The organism is Roseovarius sp. (assembly GCF_027019125.1).
In the GTDB taxonomy this organism is placed as follows: Bacteria; Pseudomonadota; Alphaproteobacteria; order Rhodobacterales; family Rhodobacteraceae; genus Roseovarius.
In genome coordinates this window covers 43,280-62,674 of record NZ_JALUXE010000008.1, presented here as the reverse complement: position 1 = coordinate 62,674, position 19,395 = coordinate 43,280, and the positions used below count along the sequence as shown (strand labels likewise).

Genomic DNA, 19,395 nt, shown 5'->3' with positions numbered 1-19,395 from the left:
CATAGGCAGGCCGCTCCGCAGGCGCTGATACATGCTGTCGCAGGTGGGCGGCGCGGGCGATTTCCCCACTTCTCAAAGCACTTCATCCCCCATTAACGATTGTTCTCGAAAGGATATCTTTTCACGAGGTGCCTCTAAAGTGTAGTTTGTGGCCTTGAACGACACCGGAACTCGGAATCGGAGAACTCGGCCATGCCGGAACTGAGCGGCACAAAATGGGGCTCGCACGAACCCGGCACGGCGGGTGGCGTCGTGACCTGGAGCATCGCGCCCAGTCAAGAGGACGTGTCCGAGTTCTTGCGGCAACAGGCCGGCACCAGCTTTTCGGTCGATCCGGCCACGGTCTATACTTTCGATTTCGAGGCCTCGATACGCATGGCCTTTGCCGAGTGGTCGCGCTACGGCAATATCGAGTTCGTGCAGGTTACAGACCCCGGCGGTGCCGCCGGAGAGCAGATTGATCCCGATATCCGCATCTTCTTTGCCCCGATCCCCGGCAATACATTGGGCTTTGCGTTCTTTCCCTCACCGCTTGAGGTGGCGATTGCCGGGGATATCCTTCTGGATGTGGATCCCTGGCTGAATTCCGACGTTCCGCTCTTCGAGGGGCTGGCGATCCACGAAATCGGTCACGCGCTCGGGCTCGAGCATATCGAGACCGTCGACGCCATCATGAATTCGATCCTGACCCAACCCGATATTCTGCCCGATGACATCGCGGGCATCCGCCAGATCTATGGCCGGCAGGATGGGGCGGCGGCGGTCTATACCATGCCCACAGGGCTCAGGGATCTGACCCTGCTGCACAATCCCGAAGAGCTGACCGTTCTGGGCAACAACTTGGGCAACCACATCGCCGGAACTGACGGGGATGAAACCCTGAATGGTCTGGTCGGCAATGACACCCTTGAGGGTGGCGCAGGCGATGACCTGCTGATTGGCGGCTCCGGAAACGACTGGGCCTTTCTGGGTGCCATCATGCGCGCCGAGGCCAGGTTCCGGGTTGTTCAGGACGGGCTACAGGTGATCTCGGACCTTGGCACCGACACGCTGGTCGACGTTGAATGGATTCAGTTCTTTGACGAGGCGATCCGGGTGTCCGACGTGATCGAGGATATCAGCGGCCCGATTGGCGTCCAGTTGACCGGCAGCGGCCTCTCGGATCACCTGACGGGCACCGATGACAATGACACCCTCGTTGGCGGCGAAGGCGATGACGTGCTGGCCGGCGGCTTGGGCAATGACTGGCTCGATGGCGGTGCGGGCAACGATCGGATTTCCGCCTCTGATGGGAACGACCTCGTGTCCGGTGGCCTCGGCCACGACAACATCGGCGGCGGTCTGGGGAATGACACCATCGACGGTGGCGACGGCGATGACATCATCGGCGGCGGCTTTGGCGCCGATAGCATCACGGGCGGCACTGGTAATGACGTGGTCGCAGGCGGGGCGGACAATGACACGCTTTCGGGCGGCGACGGCAATGACAGCATGTCCGGCAGCTTTGCCAACGACAGCATCGACGCGGGCGCGGGCAATGACGACATTGGCGGCGGCACCGGGCGCGACACGATTGATGCCGGCGCGGGCGATGACCGCGTGGGCGGCGGCGAAGGCGATGACAGCATCCTTGGTGGCGACGGGAATGATTTCCTCGCCGGTGGCGGGCGCAATGACACCATCGACGGCGGCACGGGCAATGACACGATCAATGGCGGGGCCGGTAACGATCTGATCACCGGCGGCAGCGGCGCGGATCAATTCGTGTTCTCGTCCTTCTTTGACGGCGAGGCGGATGTGATCACCGATTTCGAGGATGGCATCGACAGCTTCTTCATTCGCCGGGTGGATCCCGACACGGGCGAGGCCAATGTCACCAACGGCGGCAACGGTCTGGCCGGGTTCGTGACGGCGATGAACATCATCGACACGGCGGCAGGCGCGCAGATGACCGTCAACGGCAACACGATCCTCGTCGAAGGCATCGCGGCGGCGCAGCTGACCGTGGACGATTTCACATTCCTCTAGGGCGTCCCCGCCGCATCCTGCGCTGGCACCTCACCGGGTGCTATGACCTGCCGGTCGTTTTCCAGCACGACCGGCAGATAGCGGTGCGGCTCGGTCACGGTCTGTTCGGGCAGACGGCGATACCGGGCGCAGCGCACCACCTCACCATGGCAGAGCACCCGCACCACCACGCCATCCACACTATCCCGCAACGATGGGTGCAGCGACAGCCCAGCCTCCTCAGACATCGACAGATCATAGAGCGGCACCAGACCTGCCCTGCGGCCCGCGGCGCGGTCCTCGGCCAACCAGTGCAAAAGCTGCGTCACCCCCGCATCCCGCATGGTCATCAGCCCCGCGTAAACCCGGTCGCATGTCACCTCAGCCCCCCCGGAGCAGAGCCGCGCCGGGGCGGGAAAGGGCCGTGCGCCACCGGGCCGATACCACAGATGCGCGGCCCGCGCGTGATGGTGCCGCTGCGCCTCGTAATATTCGCGCCGCGCACCGTAATAGAACCAGTCCATGCCGGTGGCCCCCTCTCCCGTCGCACTTGCCCCGCTCGCGCGTTGCAGGGCCAGCGGGCCGGTCTCGGGCATGGAAACCGCGCTCTCGCCAAAGAGCTGCCGCACCCTGCGCAAAAGCTCGCTATCGGCGGACACGCGCACCGCGTCCCACCCCCCCAGACAGTCGCGCACCAGATCGGTGGGCAGCATGAGCGACGTCATGTTCTCGAAAATCAGCGCGCCGGTGCCGGTCCAGCGGCAGGGGCGCAGATCGGGCAGGCACCGCGCCTGCTGGCTCAGGCAACCGACATGGCCGGGATGGGACAGCAGATATTCCACCTGATGCCGCAGCCGGTCGGGATGCGACCAGTCATCGGCATCATGCAGCGTCACGAACCGGCCCCGCGCCTCGGCCAGCCCTGCATTGCGCGCGCCATAAGCCCCCCGGTTCTGCGCCAGCCGGATCAGGCGGATACGCGGATCACGCGCGGCATGGGCGGCCACGATGTCAGCCGTGGCATCGCGGCTCGCGTCGTCGATCACCAACAGCTCGAACGCCCGCCAGCTTTGCGCCTGCATCGCCCGGAGCGCGGTTTCAATCGTCGCCGCGCTGTCATGCGCGGCCATCAGCACGCTGACCAGCGGGCCTTGCGCGGCACCCCCGCCGCCGCCCGGTGTGGCCGGGATCAGCCGATCCATCAGCGCCCCCGCCCCGTCCGCCAGCGCCACGGGCGCATGACCGGCCAGCCCCAACGCAGCGTTGAGCGAGGCCAGCGCCTCGGCCTCGGTCCCCGCCCACCAGATCCGCGCCAGATGCAGCGCCGGCGAGGCTGGCGCCTGCGCGGCCAGGGTCTCTGCCGCCGCCCTATCCCCATCCCGCGCCGCCGCAATCGCCATCACCGGCGCCAGTCGCGCCAGCGCCGCGCCCGAAATCTCCTGGCGGCGTGTCAACCAAGCTCGCGCCTCGGCGACCTCACCCCGATGCAAGGCCATGAGGCCCAGCGCCTCGGCCGCACCGGCGGCGGCCTCGGGGTCCGCCTCTGCCATGGCCATCTCTGCCAGCGCCGCGCGCGGCCCTGCGTCAAGCCCGCCGGTTTCCAGCAAATCGCGCAGATGCCGGAGCCGCCGCAACGCGGCAGGCGCACGCGCAGGCCCGGCACCAGGATGCGCCGCACGCCCCTCGGCCCGCCCGGCGCTCTGGTAATGTGTCAGCGGGTCCAGCCCCGCCGCCGCGACATCGGGATTGGCCGCAAGATAGGCGCGCGCCGCGAATTGCGGCCCCGGATCACGCGCCAGATAGGCCCCGAGCCAGGCATAATGCGTCGCCGGGTCCAGCGGCAGACGCGCCACATCCGCATAGGTGCGCGCATACCACGCCGCATCGAACCACGGGGATCGGCGCAGCCGCGCCACCGCCTCGGGATCAACCTTTGGCCGCATGGATCACCGCCACCGGGGGCGCAACCGCGCCAAGAGACCGGGCGGCGCGGGAGGCTCGGCCTCACACTCCAGCAACCGCGCACTCAGCCGGGTAATTTCGTCCTCGCGCGTGGCCAGTGCCGCGCGCAGGGCCTCGACCTGCTCCAGCAACAGCCGGTTCTGGGCGCGCAGCGCGGCGATGGCCCGCGCGCTTTCTTCCTCTGGCTCGCTCACGTGACCTCCGGAATGCTGCCGTGCTTGGCACGGATACGGGCCAGGTTCGGCCCCAACGCCTCGCGCGTGGTGATGTTGTCAAGGCCAAGACTGTCCACCACGTGATGCCCCGTGATGACCGGCAGGGCAACGGGTGCCGACCCGGCCGCATAACGCAGGATCAGGTCCCAATCCACCAGCCGCGTCAACGCCGTGTCAAACCCGCCCAGCGTCTGGGCCAGCGCGCGCCGGTGCACGAAACTGTTCAGGTCGATGAAATTTTCCTCGGCCAACTGCGCCCGGTCAAAGCGCTGAAACAGAACATCGCTCCATCCTTGCGAGAGGTTGTGGCGACAGATCGCGGTATAGGCGCTCTGCGCCTCCGGCACCGCCAGCAACCCGCCCACCGCATAGAGCAGATGATCCGCGTCCCAGTGATTGTCACTGTCGAGATAGGCGACGACATCGCCCTGTGCCTGCGCCAGACCGGCATTGCGTGCCGCCGATACGCCTGCGTTTTCCTGCGTGACGATCACGAGACGCCCCGCCGCCACAGGCTCGGGAAACCGCTGCTGCAACAAGGCGACCGTCGCGTCCTGGCTGCCATCGTCGATCACGATGACCTCCTTGGGCGCATAGGATTGCAAGAGCGCCGAGGCGACCGCCGTCGCCACCGATTGCGCCCGGTTCCACGTGGGCAGGATCACGCTGACCTCCGGTCTTTGCTGCCCCAAGAGCGCCAGCGCCTCTGCCCGTACGGTCGCAGGCATGTCGCGACAGAACCTTGGCGGCGGGCAGGTCTCGACCAGTGTCATCAGACCTTCGCCTGCCTCATCCATCCGCTGCGGCGCGCGCCCCTCTGCCGCCCCGCCCGTCAAGTAATGCGCAAGAGGGTCAACCCCGGCCGCCGCCACATCGGGGTTCTGCTCCAGATAATCCCTGGACGAGAAAAGCACGGCTTGCCGGTCTTGCGGCAGATCGGCCAGCGCCTGTGCAAACAGCAGGTTGAGTGCCTGCGCCTTCCCCGAGAGCCTCTCGGTCTCTTCCGCCGCGCGCGCGGCGCGCAGGGTCAAAAGCTCGAATTGCGCGGCCTGCGCGGTGATCCGGCCCTTGAGCCCGTCCTGCGCCAACCGCACCCCCAGCGCGCCGATGAAATCCGCCAATGCGCCCGCGTCATCGGCCTCTTGCTGGCAGAGCCAGGCTTGCGCGGCCTGCAGCTGCGTAGCGAGGTCCAGCGATGGCGCGCCGGTCTGATCGGGCTGCGGATGCCCGAGAAACCGCGCAAGCTCTGCCAGAAGCGCCGGCATGTCAGGGGGCGAAACGGGCATGGCAGCGGCCTTCTGTCCGGCCGGACATCCTGTCCGGGGATTGCGGGTCAGGACAACGGCCAGACCAGCCGCTGTCCCTTCCGTCTTACTGCGCTGCCTTCGGTGCTGCAATCCTTTCCCCGGACGCGCTCAGGCTGCCTTGCGCTCTCCCGGCCGATCGCCGCTGCCCTGCCACGTCAGATCCCCCCGATAGCGCGCCGCGATCCGCCCCGCGTCATCGAGCAACATCAGATGCAGCCAGCCATTGTCGAACAGCGCGCGCAGATCGGGATGCCGTGCCAGAATATCCGTCACAGCCTCCGCCGGGGCCGCCACGCAGACCGTCAGGCGCAGCGGCTCATGCACAAAGTCCGTCCCGTCATGCACCGATTGCCAGGGCAAGCCCACCCGCAAGGCACCGCCATTGCCCTCGACCACACCAACCCCGCCGGTGACATTGTGCAAGAGCTTGTTGCCCGCGCCAAACACCTCCGCAGCCACCACCGATCCGTAATATTGCAGGCTGATCCAGCTTGCCACCACCACCGGCGCGGTCAGGATCAACTCCAGCACGCCAAAGCCCTCGTCCTGCCGCCAGTCATAGTCATGCAGAAAGGCGCGGCCCCCCAGCGGCTTGCCCCGCGTGACATGGCGCGGCGCGGCAACAAAGGCCCTGCACCCCGCCAGCCCCCATTCAGGCCGGGTTTCGGCCCAATCGGTGCTGCGCGCCGCAACCGCATCGCCGGTGCCCGCACGCGGCAGACGCAAGGCCCGCTCCGCGCGTGCCAGCGCCCCCGCCTCTTGCAGCCATGCGCGCGCACGCCCCAGCAGATCGGGCGACACCGCACACCCGGGGTCTTGCGCATAGAGCGTCACCGCATCCGTGGTCGTGTCGTGCAACGCGCCGAGGAAAACCGTGTCATGCGGAATGGCGATGCCTTCTGCCGCCAGCCCCGCGCGCACCTCGGCATCGTTCAGCAACCCCGCCAAAAGCCGTGCATTGGCGTCGCCGCGGTAGCCGCCACAGGCCCCGCAGTGCAGCGCGCTGGCATGCGGATTGTTGACCACGCTTGCCCCATGCCCGACCAACAGCACCACGGGCGCGAATTCTTGTGTCAGCGACATCGCCCGCAGGATGGCCGCCGCCGTCGCAATCCGCTCGGGCAGGGTGAATTCGGCGCTGAACTGCGGCGCAGGGGCCTCGGTCGCGCGTGGCGCGACCCCCAGCGCATCGCGCAAGAGCTTGCCCAGATAGACCGGCCCCGTCGCCTCGACAAAGGCAAAGGACGACACCGCCGCCAGCTTGAACCGCCCCCAGGCCCGCGCCGCCCGCGCCCCGAACCGCGCCGCCTGATCGGCCTCGGCGGCACTCGGGGCCGTGGCCGTGCTCGACAGTTTCGGCGCAAGCAACACCGGTAACCGCGCCTCGCTCACATCGGATGCGAAATCCCGATGCGCGTGGGCCAGGCCAAAGAACCCGGCAAAACCAAGGGTCTGAATGCCGGGATCAAGGCTTTCGAGCGCACGCCGGAACACCTCTGACCGCACGTCGATGCAGAACGCCGCCTGAAGCTGCGGCCGTGCCCCGGCCCGCTCCGGTACTTCTGCCTCCAGAACCCCGGCCAGATCGCGCTGCGCCGCCCGCTCTGCCGCGTCTTGCAGCACGCAGGCCGCCACTTGCGCCACCGTGGCGCGCGGCGGGGTGGCGTGGGTGGCGCGGATTTCGGCCCAGCGTTCCGCGATACGGTCGCCATATTGCGCCCATAGCGCCGCGTCCCAGATCACCCGGATGGTCAAGAGATCGGTGGTGATCGGCTCTGCCCGCCCGTCCATCTCGGCTTGCCATAGCCGCTGCCGCGCCAGTTGCGCCCAGCCACCAAGCCCCAGCAAAAGCTGGTGAAAATAGCTTTCCGCCGCCGCCGCCTTCAGCCCCAGGGCATCGCAGGCCAGCGACAGTGCCACCCTCGCCCGTCCCGGCTGTGTCGCCACATGCGCCGCGAACCCGGCCAGACCCGAGATTTCCGGCGTCAGATCCCGGCTGGCAAAGATCTGCCAGCTTTCATAGGCTCCGCGCCCCGCCGTCACCTGCCAGAGCGCTTGACCGGCGTCGAAATAGCCCGCCGCCCAGGCCCCGATGCGCGCCTCGATCAGGCCCGGCCAATCCACGCCCGACACCTCCTGCGCCAGATGCGCGATCGTGGGCAAGGCCTCGGGCGTGGCATCCTCGGCCTCGGCGGCAGCTTTCAAAGCGGCGACCGTCGCAGGCGCGCCCGCCGGGGCCTCCGCCAGCGCCGCCTCAAGGTCCGCATCAGTGATCCGCCCATCCGCGATCCGCGCGCGATACCAGGCATTCGGCATGGTCACGCGCATTCCGCCAATCCGCCCCAACAGCGCCGCCACCTGCGACAGACTCTGCCCCGTCTGGCCAAGGAAGGGATTGACCGCAACGGTCGCCTCCAGCGGCCAGAGGGGCGGAAGGACGCGGCTCACCTTCTCGGACAGGGCGATCAGTTCCAGATGGGGGCCGGTAAACCCGGCGTGCGTTTCGATCTTCATGATGCCGCTCCCTTGCGTGCCCGTGGCCGCGACCAGACCCGCAGCAGGCGGTCCTCGACGGCGTTGATGTAAAACCCGTTGGTGATATGAACCCGCAGCCCCTGCGCCGCCGGATGATGCGCCCAGAGCGGCAGGGTCGATTGCGCCACCGCCACCGCGCCGAAACTGACCAGCGCCAGAATGATCAGCGCCCATTCGAGCGGCCCCGCCGCCGGTGCGGGTGGCAAGACACCCGAGGTCAGCCATTCCGATCCCCGTTGCAGCGCCAGATAGGCCAATGTGGCCAGCACCGACATCTGCGCCGTGCGCCGTGTGAGCGCGCGCGGGGCCGCATCCGCAAGGCCCTGCGCCAAGAGATAGGCCACCCCAAAGATCAGGATCGCGCCCAGCGCCACCGCCTGCGGCGATTTCGCGCCAAAGCCGATGAGCGCCCCCGAGGCGAGGTAAACCAACCCATAGATCGTGATCGCCAGACCAAAGGCCCGCGCCACAGACCGCAGGCCCGGCACCGCCACCGGCCCCGGCCGCCGCTGCGCCGCCACCCGCTCGACCGCGCCGCCCGCCGACAGGAACGCATGCGCCTTGTAGAGCGAATGCGCCACGATATGCAGCAAGGCGAGCGGAAAGAGCGCGAGACCGCATTGCAGGATCATGAACCCCATCTGCGACACGGTGGACCAAGCCAGCGAGACCTTGACCGTCGGTTGCGTCAGCATCACCACCCCGCCAAAGAGCGCGGTAAATCCGCCGATCCCCACCAGCACCGCCAGAACCAGCGGCGACAAGAGCATGACATCGGCAAAGCGGATCAAGAGAAACCCGCCGCCATTCACCACCCCCGCATGCAGCAGCGCCGAGACCGGCGTCGGCGCCTCCATCACCTCGGTCAGCCAGCCATGGCTCGGGAATTGCGCCGATTTCAAGAGCGCCGCCAGCGCCAAGAGCCCGGCCGCCGTGGCGGCCATCCCGCCACCTTCACCCAGACGCGCGGCACTCAGGATCCCCGCGATCTGCGTTGTGCCATAGGCCAGGACCAACAGCACCGCCGCCCCGATCAGCGCGGCATCGCCCAGCCGTGCGGTCACGAATTTCTTGTAGGCCGCGCGCTGTGCCCCGATCCGCTCGGGGTAGAACAGCAGCAGGCGGTGCAGACAGAGGCTTGTGGCAATCCAGGCCCCGACGAATTGCACGACCGAACCCGACAGCACGAGGATCTGAACCGCCGCCAGCGTCGCCAACAGCCAGACCGCAAAGCGCCGCTGCCCCGGTTCGCCATCCAGATAGGTCCGCGCATAGCGCGCCACGACCCATCCGATAACGGCCACCAGCACCAGCATCACGGCGCTGACCACATCCACCCGTACCGCGATGACATGGCCCAGCACCCCCGGCAAGGCGCCGTCGCCCGCCCCTGCACCGATCAGGATCACAGGCATCGCCAAGGCCAGAAAGAGCGCCATCAGCGCGGCCACCTCGCCCCACCTCGCGGCGCGCCTCTGGACCATCTCGCGGCGCAATTGGATCACGACCGCCACTGCGATCAGAACGACAGGTGCGAGCAGGGGGAACAGATGGATCAGCATGAAACCTCCGGGGGCGAAACTTGGGTTGCCCGGTGATAGCCAAGCCCGGAACATAATAAAAATTCATTGTTCCAAACAAATCGTTCTTTTATATAGAACGATATGACCGAAATGAACTACAACCACCTGCGCTATTTCTGGGAGGTCGCCCGCGACGGCAATCTCACTCGCACCGCCGCACGGCTCAACCTTTCGCAATCCGCCCTTTCGGTGCAAATCCGCAAGCTCGAGGATCGTCTGGGCCAGCCCGTGTTCGAGCGGCGCAATCGCCAATTGCACCTGACCGAGGCCGGGCGCATCACGCTCGACTACGCCGAAACCATCTTTGGCGCGGGGCAGGAACTCATCGCCACGCTGCGCCAGACCGGCCATGCGCAACAGGTGCTGCGCGTGGGCGCGCTCGCCACGCTGTCGCGCAACTTCCAGATCGAGTTTCTGCGCCCTCTCCTTGGCCAGCCCCAGATCGAGCTTGTCCTGCGCTCCGGCACCTCGATCGAATTGCTGCAGGGGCTCGAGGCGCTCAGCCTCGATGTCGTGCTCACCAATCTGGCACCCAGCGCCGATGCGCTGACCAGTTTCATCGTGCATCCCGTGGCCCAGCAACCCGTGAGCGTGATCGGCACCCCCGCCCGGATTGACGCGGCCGACAGCCTTGCCGCGCTGCTCGGTGCCAATCCGGTCATCGTGCCCACGCTCGAGTCTCCGGTGCGCGCGGGCTTTGACGCGCTCTGCGCCCGCCTATCCGTTCGCCCCGTGCTGGCCGCCGAGGTGGATGACATGGCCATGATGCGCCTCCTTGCGCGCGAGGATATCGGCCTTGCGGTGCTGCCGCCCATCGTGGTCAAGAACGAACTGGAATCCGGCCTCCTGCAAGAGGCTGCCTATCGCGTGGGCCTGACCGAGCATTTCCACGCCGTCACCGCCAAACGCAAATTCCCCAACCCCCTCCTCGCGCAGCTCTTCGACCGGGTGTTGTGAGGGCATCTGACCCGTTTTCTTGAAAAGAAAACGAACCGGACCCTTTTAAAGGGTCCGGCGGCAATCCCTCAGCCCCCACCCAGCCCCTTGCCTGCCCCCCACAAAACCCCTAAAGCCAGCCCATGCTAGACGAGACCGAAGAGATCCATCCGCTGTTCCACGGGGCGCCCAGCAGCACCGAATTCAAGAAGCTGCGAAAACGGATCGTGCGCCACACCCGCGAGGCGATCGAGCAATACGGCATGGTTGCTCCCGGCGGCAAATGGCTGGTCTGTCTCTCGGGCGGCAAGGACAGCTACACCCTGCTCGCCGTGCTCTACGAACTCAAATGGCGCGGCCTTCTGCCGGTCGAATTGCTGGCCTGCAATCTCGATCAGGGTCAGCCCGGTTTCCCGGCCACCGTCCTGCCCGAGTTTCTCGAACGCATGCAGGTGCCCCACCGCATCGAATACCAGGACACCTATTCCATCGTCGTGGACAAGGTGCCGCAGGGGCGCACCTATTGCGCGCTCTGCTCGCGCCTGCGTCGGGGCAATCTCTACCGCATCGCCCGCGAAGAGGGCTGCACCGCGGTCGTGCTCGGCCATCACCGCGACGACATTCTCGAAACCTTCTTCATGAACCTCTTTCACGGCGGGCGGCTCGCGACCATGCCGCCCAAGCTGGTGAACGAAGAGGGCGATCTCTTCGTCTATCGCCCCCTCGCCCATGTCGCCGAAGAGGATTGCGAGCGGTTTGCCCGCGCCATGAACTATCCGATCATCCCCTGCGATCTCTGCGGATCACAGGACGGTCTGCAACGCCAGCAGGTCAAACAGATCCTCGACGGCTGGGAATCACGCAGCCCAGGTCGCCGGCAGGTCATGTTCCGCGCCTTGATGAACGCGCGGCCCTCACATCTTCTTGATCCAAAACTCTTCGATTTCGCGGGTCTGACCACAGAATCGATAAAATCCGACACAATTCCCGAAGGTTTGCCCAAACTCCGTTAACTCCTGCCGCGCTAGGCTCAACGCCAGATTGCAGGATCGGGATTGATGATCGGAAAACGGCAAGAGCGGATTGCAGGGATCGCGGAACGGCTGCGCGCGGGCCAATGGCCACAATCGCTGGCGCTCGTCGGCGCGGCGGGGCTGGCGACCCATTGGTTCGGGCTTGCGGCGCTCATCCTCGCCGTGCCGCTGGCGTTTCTGGCGCTTGCCCTCTCGGACCGCCGCCAAACCCCGCCCCTGACGGATGAGGCGGCGCGCAGCGCGCCCATGCAACAGGCCATCGCCGAGAGCCTGGGCGCTGCGCGACAGGGGGGCGCACGCACCGCCTGCCTTCTCCTCCAGATCGACGATTTCGACAGGCTGACGGACCGTCACGGCCTCGCCACCGCCGACCGCGTGATCCTCCAGAGCCTTGAACGCCTCGCACGCGCGCTGCGGCCCGCGGACCAGCTTTTCGATCTTGGCTCAGGCCGCCTCGGGGTGCTTCTGGCCCCGATGCCGGGCCTCACGCTCGGGCCGCTTCTGGCCCTTGCCGAACGGCTGCGCGTGGCGCTGACCGATCCGATCCCGTTTGATGCCGCCACGCTGCATATCTCCACCTCGCTTGGCCTCTGTCTGGATGCACAGGCGCCCGCGCGCACCGCCCCGGCGCTCTATGACGCCTGCCTTGCCGCCCTGCACGAGGCGCAGCACCATGGCCCGTCGGCAATCCGCGCCTATGGCCGGGGCATGGCCGCACCCACGCCTCTGCCCCGCGCCCTTGCAGAGGAGGTGACGACCGCCCTGCAAGACGGGCGACTCATCACATGGTTCCAACCGCAGATCTGCACCGACACCGGCCAGATCACCGGGTTCGAGGCGCTCGCGCGCTGGCAGCATCCGACGGCGGGGCTCATCGCACCGGCGGAATTCCTGCCGCTTCTTGCCGCCTCGGGCCGGATGGAGGTGCTGGGCGATGCCATGCTCGGCAATGCGCTGCGCGCCCTGCAAACCTGGGATCATCTCGGCCTCGACATTCCGCGCGTCGGCCTCAACCTCTCTCCCGAGGAATTGCGCAATCCCACCCTGCCCGAGAAATTCGCGTGGGAACTGGACCGCTGCGATCTGGCCGCGGACCGTCTGGTGATCGAGGTGCTCGAATCCGTGGTCGCCACCTCTGCCGATGACGTCATCACCCGCAATATCGCGGCGCTGGCGCGCATGGGCTGCCCCATCGACCTTGACGATTACGGCACCGGGCACGCCTCGATTGCCACCATCCGCCGCTTTGCCGTGCAACGGCTCAAGATCGACCGCTCCTACGTCACCGCGATTGACCGCGACCCGGACCAACAGCGCATGGTGGGCGCGATCCTGTCGATGGCGGACCGCCTTGGCCTTGCCACCCTCGCCGAGGGGGTCGAGACAGCGGGCGAACATGCCATGCTCGCGCAACTGGGCTGCGCCCATGTGCAGGGCTTTGGTATCGCCCGCCCCATGCCGCTCGAGGCGACGCCGGACTGGATCGCGGCGCATCGCGCCAAACTCGGCCCGATGCCCCGGATCGCCCGCGCCAAGGGCTGAACCCTGCGATGAATCCCCGCGCCAATGGGCAGAATCCCCGGAATCCGCTTGACCTTTGCCGCCGCACTCTGTTGAACCGCCCCTGACACGCAATACAGGGATGGCCATCGGCGATGGATGATCAGAACAAGAACCTCCTCCTGGCAACAGCACTCAGTTTCGTTGTGATTCTGGTGTGGTTCGTGATGTTCCCACCTCCCGAACCCGCCCCGGTCGATCCCAACGCCGCCGTGCCCACGGCAACCGAGAGCCTGCCCACCCCCACCGCGCAGGGCAGCACCGAGGCGACCACCGCCACGACCGCGGTCCCCGCGGCCGAGCCGGACGCCCCGCGCCTCACCATCGACACGCCCAGCCTGAAAGGCACGATTTCGCTGCAGGGCGGGCGGATCGACGATCTCTTCCTCAAGAATTACCGAGAGACGATCGACCCCACCTCGGAGATCGTGCGCCTGCTCTCGCCGGTGGGCACCGAGACCCCCTATTACGCGCTCTATGGCTGGGCCCCCGGCGCGGGCCTGACCCCCGATCAGGTGCCCGGCGCGAATACGCTCTGGCAGATCGAGAGCGGCGACACGCTGACCACCGCCACGCCCGTCACCCTCTCCTGGGATAATGGCGCGGGCCTCATTTTCCGCCGCGAACTCAGCGTGGACGAGGATTTCATGTTCTCCGTTCGCCAATCGGTCGAAAACACCGGCGCCAATGCCGTCAGCCTCGCCCCTTACGGCATCCTCGCCCGCCATGGCCGCCCCGCCGACCTCAAGAAATTCTTCATTCTCCACGAGGGTCTGATCGGCATGGCCGATGGCACGCTTGCGGAAATCAAGTATGACGATGTCGAGGAATATCCGTTCAACGCCCGCGAAGGCGCCCCCGCCGAAGTCACCCAGGTGACCGAGAATGGCTGGATCGGCTTTACCGATCACTACTGGATGACCACCCTCATCCCCGCGACAGGCAGCCCGTTCAAGGCCGTGGCCAAGTTCGATCCGCAACGCGGCATCTACCAGACCGAGACCGTGCAGCCGACCCAGACGGTCGAGCCGGGCCAGACCGCCAGCGCCGAAACCCGCCTCTTTGCCGGCGCCAAGGAATGGGCCACCATCCGCAACTATCAGAACGAACAGGGCGTTGACCGCTTTCTCGACTCGATCGACTGGGGCTGGTTCTTCTTCCTGACCAAACCGATCTTCGCGGCGCTGCACTGGCTGCACGGGGTGATCGGCAATATGGGTTGGGCCATCATCGCGCTGACCCTTTTGATCAAGGCGCTGGTGCTGCCCTTGGCCTACAAATCCTATGTCTCCATGGCCAAGATGAAGGAACTCCAGCCGCAGATGGAGAAGATCAAGGAGGTCGCCGGCGACGACCGCCAGAAACTCCAGAAAGAGATGATGGAGCTTTACAAGCGGGAAAAGGTCAATCCGGCGGCGGGCTGTCTGCCCATCCTGCTGCAAATCCCGATCTTCTTCTCGCTCTACAAGGTGATCTTCGTCACGCTGGAACTGCGTCACGCGCCCTGGATCGGCTGGATCAAGGATCTCTCGGCCCCCGATACCTCGTCGCTCTACAACCTCTGGGGCATCCTGCCCTGGGCCGCACCCGAGCCGGGTTCGATCCTCGCGCTGATCTTCATCGGTATCCTGCCGCTCTGCCTTGGTATCTCGATGTGGCTGCAGCAAAAGCTCAACCCGTCGCCCACCGACCCCACGCAGAAAATGATCTTTGCCTGGATGCCTTGGGTCTTCATGTTCATGCTCGGCAGCTTTGCCTCGGGTCTGGTGCTCTACTGGATCGCCAACAACATGATCACCTTCTCCCAGCAATATCTGATCATGCGCAGCCATGGCCATAAACCGGACGTGTTCGGCAACATCGCGTCCAGCTTCAAGCGCGCCAAGCCCGCGCCCGAAGCGCCGAAAAAGAAGAAATGACAGAGGTTCGCGCCCTCTGGCGGCACCCCATCAAAGGCCACGGGCGCGAGGCCCTCACCGCCGTCACCCTCACCGCCGGGCAGGCCATGCCCGGCGACCGTCTTTGGGCCGTCGCCCTCGAAATCGCGCGGCTGACGGACGGCGAATGGGGGCCTTGCGTCAACTTCTCGCGCGGCTCCAAGACCGGGGCGATCATGGCGATCAACGCACGGTTCGATGAGGCGTCCGAGACCGTCACCCTCAGCCACCCCGACCGCCCCGACCTGACCTTTCACCCCGATCACGACGGGCAGGCGTTTCTCGACTGGGTGCGCCCCCTGATGCCCCCCGAGGGCACGCAGCCGACCCGCCTCTACCGCCTTGACGGGCGCGGCTTTACCGATACCGATTACCCGTCGGTCAGCCTGCTCAACCTCGCCTCCAACGCCGATCTCGCGGCCAAGATGGGGGCCGATGTCTCGCCCCTGCGCTGGCGCTGCAACATCCATCTCGACGGGCTTGCCCCCTGGGCTGAGTTCGACCTGATCGGCAAGACGCTGCGTATCGGCACAGCCGAGATGATCGTGCGCGAACCGATCCGCCGGTGTCTGGCCACCACCGCCAATCCGGCCACGGGAGTGCGCGACCTCGACACGCTGGCGGCGCTCAACAAGAACTGGGACCATCAGGATTTCGGCATCTACGCCGAGGTGATCACCGGCGGCACCCTCGCCCTTGGCGACCAGATCGAGGTGCTGTGATGGAACTGCGCTTTTCACCTGCCCCCGACCCCGATCACGAGACCTCCGAACTGGGGCGCAAGCTCTTTGCCGGGCCTGTGGATTTCGTCAAAGGCGTCGTTGCCATGTCGGGCCTGCCACCCGCCGACCGACTCGAGGTGTGCTTTGCCGGGCGCTCCAATGTCGGCAAGTCCAGCCTGATCAATGCCCTCACCGGGCGCAAGGCGCTGGCGCGTGCCTCCAACACGCCGGGCCGCACGCAGGAAATCAACTTCTTCGCCCTGGGCGAGAGCCACTATCTCGTGGACCTGCCCGGCTATGGCTATGCCAATGCGCCCCTCGCCGTGGTGCAAAAATGGCAGGCGCTTCTGAAGCAATACCTCTCAGGTCGCCAGACCCTGCGCCGCGCCTTCGTGCTGGTCGATGCCCGCCACGGGATCAAATCCGTGGACGAAGAGATCATGAGCCTGCTCGACGCCTCCGCCGTGACCTTTCAATGCGTGCTTACCAAGACGGACAAGATCAACGCCACCGAGCGGGCGCGTGTGCTGGATCAGGTGCGCAGCAAGCTCGCGCCCCATCCGGCCGCCTTCCCCGAGCTGATCCTCACCTCCAGCGAGAAGTCAGAGGGTCTGGCCACCCTGCGCGCCACCATCGCCACGCTGGAATAAGGCGCGCGACCGCGCTTCGCGCCCCGGGCCTGACCCGGGGCCTCTCCCCCTCTGCGTGCCATATCTGCAAAACAAAACAGCCCGCGAACCCCTCCTGGTTCGCGAGCCGCTCCTCCCTCTGCCAGACGCGCCTTACCGGCCCGCGTCCAGCACATCCTCGACCGTGCGCAGCCCGGTGCGCGGCGCTTGCACCAGCACCGCCATATTGCCCGGCTTGTGCTCGTTGCGCAGCATCTTGACATGCGCCTGCGGAATCTCGTCCCAGGGGAACACCTCCGACATGCAGGGATCAAGCCGGCGCTCGACCATCAGCTTGTTGGCCGCCGCCGCCTGCTTGAGATGGGCAAAGTGGCTGCCCTGCAAACGCTTCTGGTGCATCCACATGTAACGCACGTCAAAGGTGCAGTTGAACCCGGAGGTCCCGGCGCAGATCACCACCATGCCGCCCTTCTTGCACACCAGCGACGAGACCGGGAATGTCGCCTCGCCCGGATGCTCGAACACCATGTCCACGTTGACGCCCTTGCCGGTGATGTCCCAGATCGCCTTGCCGAACTTGCGCGCTTCCTTGAGCCACTCGTTATATTCGGGCGAATTCACCTTGGGCAACTGACCCCAGCACTTGAAATCCTTGCGGTTGATGACGCCCTTCGCGCCCTGATCCAGCACGAATTGCCGCTTGCTTTCGTCCGAGATGACGCCAATCGCATTGGCGCCCGCCGTATTCGCCAACTGGATCGCATAAGAGCCCAGACCGCCCGACGCACCCCAGACCAGCACGTTCTGACCGGGCTTGAGATCGTGCGGCGCGTGGCCGAACAGCATCCGATAGGCGGTGGCCAGTGTCAGCGTGTAGCAGGCACTTTCCTCCCATGTCAGATGCTTGGGGCGCGGCATCAATTGCTGCGCCTGAACGCGGGTGAACTGCGCGAATGATCCGTCCCCGGTCTCATAGCCCCAGATGCGCTGCGTGGGCGAGAACATCGGATCGCCGCCGTTGCAATCCTCGTCGTCGCCGTCGTCCTGATTGCAGTGGATCACCACCTCATCGCCGACCTTCCAGCGCTTGACCTTGTCGCCCACCTTCCACACGATCCCCGAGGCATCCGACCCGGCGATGTGATAGTCCTGGCCATGCACGTCAAAGGGGCTGATCGGCTGGCCCAGACCGGCCCAGACGCCGTTGTAATTGACGCCCGCCGCCATCACCAGAACCAGAACCTCCTGGCTGTCGATCTCCCATGTATCGACGACTTCCTTCTGAAAGGACACGTCCGGCTCGCCATGCCGCTCGCGGCGAATGGCCCAGGCGTACATCTTCTTGGGCACATAGCCCAGGGGCGGCATTTCCCCAACCTCATAGAGGTCCTTTTCGGGGGCGTCGTAGGGCGCAATGCCCGTCTTGGTATCCAGGGCCATGGTCAACCTCCTGTCTCAGAATGCCGCGATGCAGAATCGTTCGTCTTGACCCGAGATACAAACGGCCTCGCAATAATGCAATAGCATTTGATGGTTTTTTGTAATTTTATAACCGAGCGGATGCAGAAAATCCGCTCATCCCCCGCTGCGCCCGCGAAATAGATGGTCAATCGAGGCGGCATAATAGGCCACCACGGGCCGCTCCGCCTCGGTGATCACAAAGGCGCCGTGGCGTTCCTCGATCATCCCGCGCTTGCGCAGCACCTGTATCCCGAACCGCGCCGCATAGCCCAGATCCTTGCGCGGCAGATGCACATGCGCGCGCGGCACCTCGGCCAGCATCTCTGCCAGCGCCGCATCCAGCCCCTCGCGCGTCAGCGGCCCCTCGGCCCGGATCAGCGCCCGCGCCACCATGGGCACCGGCAGCACCGGCACCTCGGCCCCGATCCGCGCCATCAGCGCCCGCGCCAGCCCCTCGACCCCCGCCGCCGGATGATCGCGCTCGAACTCCGCCAGCGACATCGGCGCGCCAAAACTCACCGCCGCATAGCCATGCCGGTGATAGCGCCGCCTCAGCCGCAGCCAAACCTGCCGCAGCACGAATCCCGCCACAACGCTGATCCGCGCCGGAAACCGCCGCCCGCCCGCCTGTCCTGCGGCCACCAACAGCCGATCCTCGAACACCCGGTCGTAATTGATCGCCACAGGCACAAACACCACATCGCGGCCACCGGGGCGGCGCTCCTCCACCAGATATTTCAAGAGACCCAGCTTGGGCGGCTGCAACCCGCCTGACAGGCTCAGCCCGCCTTCGGGGAACATCGCCTGCGTCACGCCGCCATCCGTGGCCATGCCCACATAGCGCGCCAACACCCGCCGATAGAGATCGCCGCGCGATTTGCGCCGTATGAAATAGGCCCCCATCGCCTTGATCAACCGGCTCAGCGGCCAGACCCGCGCCCATTCGCCCACCGCATAGCTCAGCGCCGACCGCTCCGCCGCAAGCCATGTGACCAGCACATAATCCATGTTGCTGCGATGGTTCATCACAAAGACCACTGTCGCCTCGCGATCCACCGTTGCCAGCGCCGCCTCGTCGAAATGCCCCAGCCGCACGCGATAGAGCGACCGGCTCAGCCATTTCGCGAGGCGGATCGCAATGCCGAAATAGGCCGTGGCGGAGAAACTCGGCACGATCTCGCGCGCATAGCGCCTGGCCTGTTCAAAGGCCACGTTCTCGGGAATCCCCTCGGCCTGCGCATGGGCGGCAATCGCGACGCTCACCTCGGGATCATAGATCAACCGCTGGATCATGTCATAGCGCCGCGCCAGCTTGAACGGCTCGATGGGGCGCTGCAACCGCGTGTTCAGCCGCGCCACCGCCCGTTCCAGCCTGCGCCGCAGAAACCACCGCACCGACGGAAAGAGAAAATGACTGGCAAAGGTGACGGCCGCGAACCCCACCAACAACACCAACGCCCAGAGCGGCATCTCCACGGTCTGTCCCATGACCGCACCAAATCAGGGT

The 19,395-nt window shown here is 66.0% G+C and carries 14 protein-coding genes; 7 read left to right on the top strand and 7 right to left on the bottom strand.

Translation table 11 applies throughout. The features are described from left to right. The first annotated feature begins 192 nt into the window (after nucleotides 1–192). Nucleotides 193–2,028, top strand: coding sequence for a matrixin family metalloprotease (locus tag MVC20_RS04405; RefSeq protein ID WP_297538824.1), 1,836 nt, complete (start codon nucleotides 193–195; stop codon nucleotides 2,026–2,028). Here the strand turns inward: MVC20_RS04405 and MVC20_RS04400 are convergent. The 5 genes from MVC20_RS04400 to MVC20_RS04380 form a co-directional block, all read right to left on the bottom strand. Continuing rightward, a complete protein-coding gene (locus MVC20_RS04400) occupies nucleotides 2,025–3,950 on the bottom strand; it encodes a glycosyltransferase family 2 protein (protein ID WP_297538822.1) in 1,926 nt (641 codons plus the stop codon). The two genes, MVC20_RS04405 and MVC20_RS04400, sit on opposite strands and share 4 nt — an antisense overlap. 3 nt (nucleotides 3,951–3,953) lie before the next feature. Next, a complete protein-coding gene (locus MVC20_RS04395) occupies nucleotides 3,954–4,163 on the bottom strand; it encodes a hypothetical protein (RefSeq protein WP_297538820.1) in 210 nt (69 codons plus the stop codon). Continuing rightward, nucleotides 4,160–5,470 carry a glycosyltransferase family A protein gene (locus MVC20_RS04390; protein WP_297538818.1) on the bottom strand — a complete coding sequence of 437 codons (1,311 nt, stop codon included), beginning with the start codon at nucleotides 5,468–5,470 and terminating at the stop codon, nucleotides 4,160–4,162. Before MVC20_RS04390 ends, MVC20_RS04395 begins: the two co-directional genes overlap by 4 nt. A 129-nt stretch (nucleotides 5,471–5,599) precedes the next feature. Next, nucleotides 5,600–8,005: a DUF2309 domain-containing protein gene (locus tag MVC20_RS04385; RefSeq protein WP_297538816.1), complete on the bottom strand. Its 2,406-nt coding sequence runs from the start codon at nucleotides 8,003–8,005 to the stop codon at nucleotides 5,600–5,602. Further along, nucleotides 8,002–9,588, bottom strand: a complete 1,587-nt coding sequence (locus MVC20_RS04380) for an NADH-quinone oxidoreductase subunit L (protein WP_297538814.1) — start codon at nucleotides 9,586–9,588, stop codon at nucleotides 8,002–8,004. Before MVC20_RS04380 ends, MVC20_RS04385 begins: the two co-directional genes overlap by 4 nt. Nucleotides 9,589–9,690: 102 nt before the next feature. Here MVC20_RS04380 and MVC20_RS04375 point away from each other — a divergent pair, with 102 nt between their 5' ends. The 6 genes from MVC20_RS04375 to yihA all read left to right on the top strand — a co-directional run bounded on the left by MVC20_RS04375 (nucleotide 9,691) and on the right by yihA (nucleotide 16,448). Beyond that, nucleotides 9,691–10,566, top strand: coding sequence for a LysR family transcriptional regulator (locus MVC20_RS04375; protein ID WP_297538812.1), 876 nt, complete (start codon nucleotides 9,691–9,693; stop codon nucleotides 10,564–10,566). A gap of 122 nt (nucleotides 10,567–10,688) precedes the next feature. After that, nucleotides 10,689–11,558 (top strand): tRNA 2-thiocytidine(32) synthetase TtcA, encoded by an 870-nt coding sequence (gene ttcA / locus MVC20_RS04370; RefSeq protein ID WP_297538810.1) that lies wholly within the window; start codon nucleotides 10,689–10,691, stop codon nucleotides 11,556–11,558. A gap of 45 nt (nucleotides 11,559–11,603) precedes the next feature. Then, complete coding sequence (locus MVC20_RS04365; protein ID WP_297538808.1) at nucleotides 11,604–13,121, top strand: bifunctional diguanylate cyclase/phosphodiesterase; 1,518 nt, start codon at nucleotides 11,604–11,606, stop codon at nucleotides 13,119–13,121. 113 nt (nucleotides 13,122–13,234) lie between these two features. Beyond that, nucleotides 13,235–15,058: a membrane protein insertase YidC gene (gene yidC / locus MVC20_RS04360; protein ID WP_297538806.1), complete on the top strand. Its 1,824-nt coding sequence runs from the start codon at nucleotides 13,235–13,237 to the stop codon at nucleotides 15,056–15,058. Beyond that, complete coding sequence (locus tag MVC20_RS04355) at nucleotides 15,055–15,798, top strand: MOSC domain-containing protein (RefSeq protein ID WP_297538804.1); 744 nt, start codon at nucleotides 15,055–15,057, stop codon at nucleotides 15,796–15,798. Before yidC ends, MVC20_RS04355 begins: the two co-directional genes overlap by 4 nt. Continuing rightward, entirely contained in the window at nucleotides 15,798–16,448 is a 651-nt protein-coding gene (gene yihA / locus MVC20_RS04350) for a ribosome biogenesis GTP-binding protein YihA/YsxC (protein ID WP_045686091.1), read from the top strand. The genes MVC20_RS04355 and yihA overlap by 1 nt, the downstream gene beginning before the upstream one ends. A 132-nt stretch (nucleotides 16,449–16,580) precedes the next feature. Here yihA and ccrA read toward each other — a convergent pair whose 3' ends face one another. Both ccrA and MVC20_RS04340 read right to left on the bottom strand, forming a co-directional pair. Then, nucleotides 16,581–17,867, bottom strand: coding sequence for a crotonyl-CoA carboxylase/reductase (gene ccrA, locus MVC20_RS04345; RefSeq protein WP_037276605.1), 1,287 nt, complete (start codon nucleotides 17,865–17,867; stop codon nucleotides 16,581–16,583). Between the two features lie 135 nt (nucleotides 17,868–18,002). Next, nucleotides 18,003–19,376 (bottom strand): 1-acyl-sn-glycerol-3-phosphate acyltransferase, encoded by a 1,374-nt coding sequence (locus MVC20_RS04340; protein ID WP_297538800.1) that lies wholly within the window; start codon nucleotides 19,374–19,376, stop codon nucleotides 18,003–18,005. Between the last annotated feature and the right edge of the window lie 19 nt (nucleotides 19,377–19,395).